General features: G+C 70.0%; 3 protein-coding genes. 1 reads left to right on the top strand and 2 read right to left on the bottom strand.

Translation table 11 applies throughout. The annotated features are described in order from the left end of the window. Positions 1-1,115: hemolysin family protein (locus RMP08_RS01190; protein ID WP_310467120.1), on the top strand; the 1,115-nt coding region annotated here is incomplete at its 5' end. Positions 1,116-1,233: 118 nt separating this feature from the next. On the opposite strand, the gene RMP08_RS01185 is transcribed toward RMP08_RS01190, so the two are convergent. Further along, positions 1,234-1,740, bottom strand: a complete 507-nt coding sequence (locus RMP08_RS01185; protein ID WP_310467119.1) for a hypothetical protein — start codon at positions 1,738-1,740, stop codon at positions 1,234-1,236. A 13-nt stretch (positions 1,741-1,753) separates the two neighbouring features. Continuing rightward, entirely contained in the window at positions 1,754-2,329 is a 576-nt protein-coding gene (locus tag RMP08_RS01180) for a hypothetical protein (RefSeq protein WP_310467118.1), read from the bottom strand. Positions 2,330-2,441: the final 112 nt, after the last annotated feature.

Raw genomic sequence — 2,441 nt, 5'->3', positions numbered from 1 at the left:
GCATCCTCGCCGGCGCGTTCTCGGGCGCCCGCCTCGGCACCCCGGGCGGCCAGCGCATCGCCGTGCTCGGGGTCGACCCCGAGACCGCCGCGACGATCGGCTTCACCATCGTCATCGTCGTCACCACTAATGCCTCGCTGGTGATCGGCGAGATCGTCCCCAAGCAATTCGCGCTTCGCTCGCCCGAGCCGATCGCCGCGATCGTCGCCCGCCCGCTCGACTGGCTGTCGCGCATCACCGCGCCGTTCGTGTGGCTGCTCGACAAGACCAGCGCGCTCATTTTCAAGGCGCTCGGCCTCGACCGCGAATCGCGCAACCAGGTGACCGCCGAGGAATTGCACCTGGTGGTGGCCGAGGCGCAGACCGCGGGCGTGCTCGAGGAAAGCGAGCGCGCGATCATCTCGGGCATCGTCCGCCTCGCCGACCGCCCGGTGCGCGAGGTGATGACCCCGCGCACCGACGTCGACTGGATCGACGTCCACGCCAGCCCCGAGCAGATCCGCGCCGCGCTCGAGCAGATCCCGCACAGCCGGATCCCGGTCGCCGACGGCTCGGTCGACAATATCGTCGGCGTCGTCACCACCCGCGACCTGCTCACCCAGTCGCTCGACGGCAAGCCGCTCGATTTGCGGCCGATGTGCCGCCAGGCACCGGTGGTGCCCGATCTGATGGACGCGATGGACGCGCTCGCGGTGCTCCGCGCGGCCGATGTCCCGCTCGCTCTGGTCCATGACGAATACGGTCATTTCGACGGCATCGTGACCCCCGGCAGCCTGCTTGCCGCGCTGGCCGGGGCGTTCGCCCACGACATGGACGACGACGACGACCCGCCTTTGGTCGAGCGCGAGGACGGCAGCTGGCTGGTGTCGGGCGCGGCCAGCGCCGACGTGCTAACCGACCGGCTCGGCATGCGCCTGCCGCCCGACCGCGATTATTCGACCGTCGCCGGCTTCGCTTTGTGGGTGCTCAAGCGCCTGCCCGACACCGGCGAATGCTTCCGCCACGACGGCTGGTCATTCGAGGTGGTCGACATGGACGGCCGAAAGATCGACAAATTGATCGTCTCGCGCGCCAAGCGCAGGGCCAAGGAAGCGGCCGCGGAGAGCGTCGGCTAGGGTTTTGCTTTCGTAGCCCGAGCCAGCCCGCACCCCCACCCGGCCACCCATTCAGTGTACGCTCGTGGGTGGCCGGTTGGGGGAGCGGGCCGGCGCCGCACTCGCCAAAAAAGAATCCCTAGAGCTTGCCGAAGCGGTGCTGGAAGCCGTCCTCGTCGCCGCGCGCGAGGTAGCTTGCCTGCTCGACGATGCGGTCGCGGGCCAGGCGGCCACGGAACGCGCCCAAGTCGGTGTCGAGCCGCTCGACCTCATCCGCGCTGAGCCGCGCGATCTGCGCATACCGGGTGAACCCGCGCGCGTTGAGCAGTTGCGCCAGCTTGGGGCCGACCCCCTTCAACCGCTCGAGGTCGTCGGGCGGCCCGCTCGCGCCGGGCAATTCGGCATGGACCCGGGCATTGATGATCTGGCCGGTGACGTCGCTCGCCGCGGCCGCCGCTTCGGCGGCCAGCCCGCGGCCTTCGCGCGCTGGCCCGGGCTTGGCGGCGGCCGTCATGTGCGGGCGCAGCGGCGTATCGCTGGACAGCCGCACCTTCTGGCGCGGACGAAACACCAGGAATGCGACGATCGCCGCGACCAGCACTACCGCTGCAATCACCAGCCAGTCGTTCGCCAGCAAATTGTCCATGTCGTCCCGTCCCCTACAGTGCGCGCTTGTCGCGGCGGGCGCGGCGGCGCAAATCGATGACATAAGCGGCCGCCAGCCCGATGCCGAAAGCCGCCTGCGCGAGCAAGGCGATTTCAACCAGCAGCGGCAGCGGAAAGCGCAGCGGCGAGGGTGCGGCCGGTGACGCCCACACCGAGTTCTGGACGCCCGGCAGATGGTTGAACATCCGCACCAGCTCGCCGCGCTGGAACTCGTCGGTCGCGCCCGAGAAGACCAGCTCGCGCCGCAACGGCGCGCGCGCCAGCCGCGCCTCGACCTGGCCCATTTCATAATGAACCAGCACGCGCCGCGCTTCTTGCTCGATTCCCGTGGCCAGCCGCTTGGCTTGCCCGATCGGCCCGTGGACCAGCGCCGCCAGCGCGACCGTCGCCGCTATCCCGATGGCGAACATCCGGTTGCGGTGGCGCCGCCGTAACGCTTGCAACTCGGAATCGTTGGCCGGTCCGGCGCGCTTGACCCGCAGCGGCCGGAACCCGCGCCATCCGGCCAGCAGCCCGATCACCACCGCGGCCGCGAACAGCCCCCAATAATGGCTCCAAACCTCGATCATTCGGCGCTGCCTTCCGGCTTTGCCGCGCCGCGCTCTAGCTCGCGCCAGCCGATGTCGCGGCGGTGGAAACCGTCGGCGAAATCGATCGCATCGACCCCGCGGTAGGCGCGGG

It is taken from the genome of Sphingomonas sp. (genome assembly GCF_031426035.1).
GTDB lineage: Bacteria > Pseudomonadota > Alphaproteobacteria > Sphingomonadales > Sphingomonadaceae > Sphingomicrobium.
Note: the sequence above shows the minus strand (reverse complement) of the source record. Positions and strands in the feature narration are given on the sequence as shown.

Coding starts and splice junctions, on each gene's coding strand:
- RMP08_RS01180 (WP_310467118.1), bottom strand. CDS start 2,329: ATGATCGAGGTTTGGAGCCATTATTGGGGGCTGTTCGCGGCCGCGGTG.
- RMP08_RS01185 (WP_310467119.1), bottom strand. CDS start 1,740: ATGGACAATTTGCTGGCGAACGACTGGCTGGTGATTGCAGCGGTAGTG.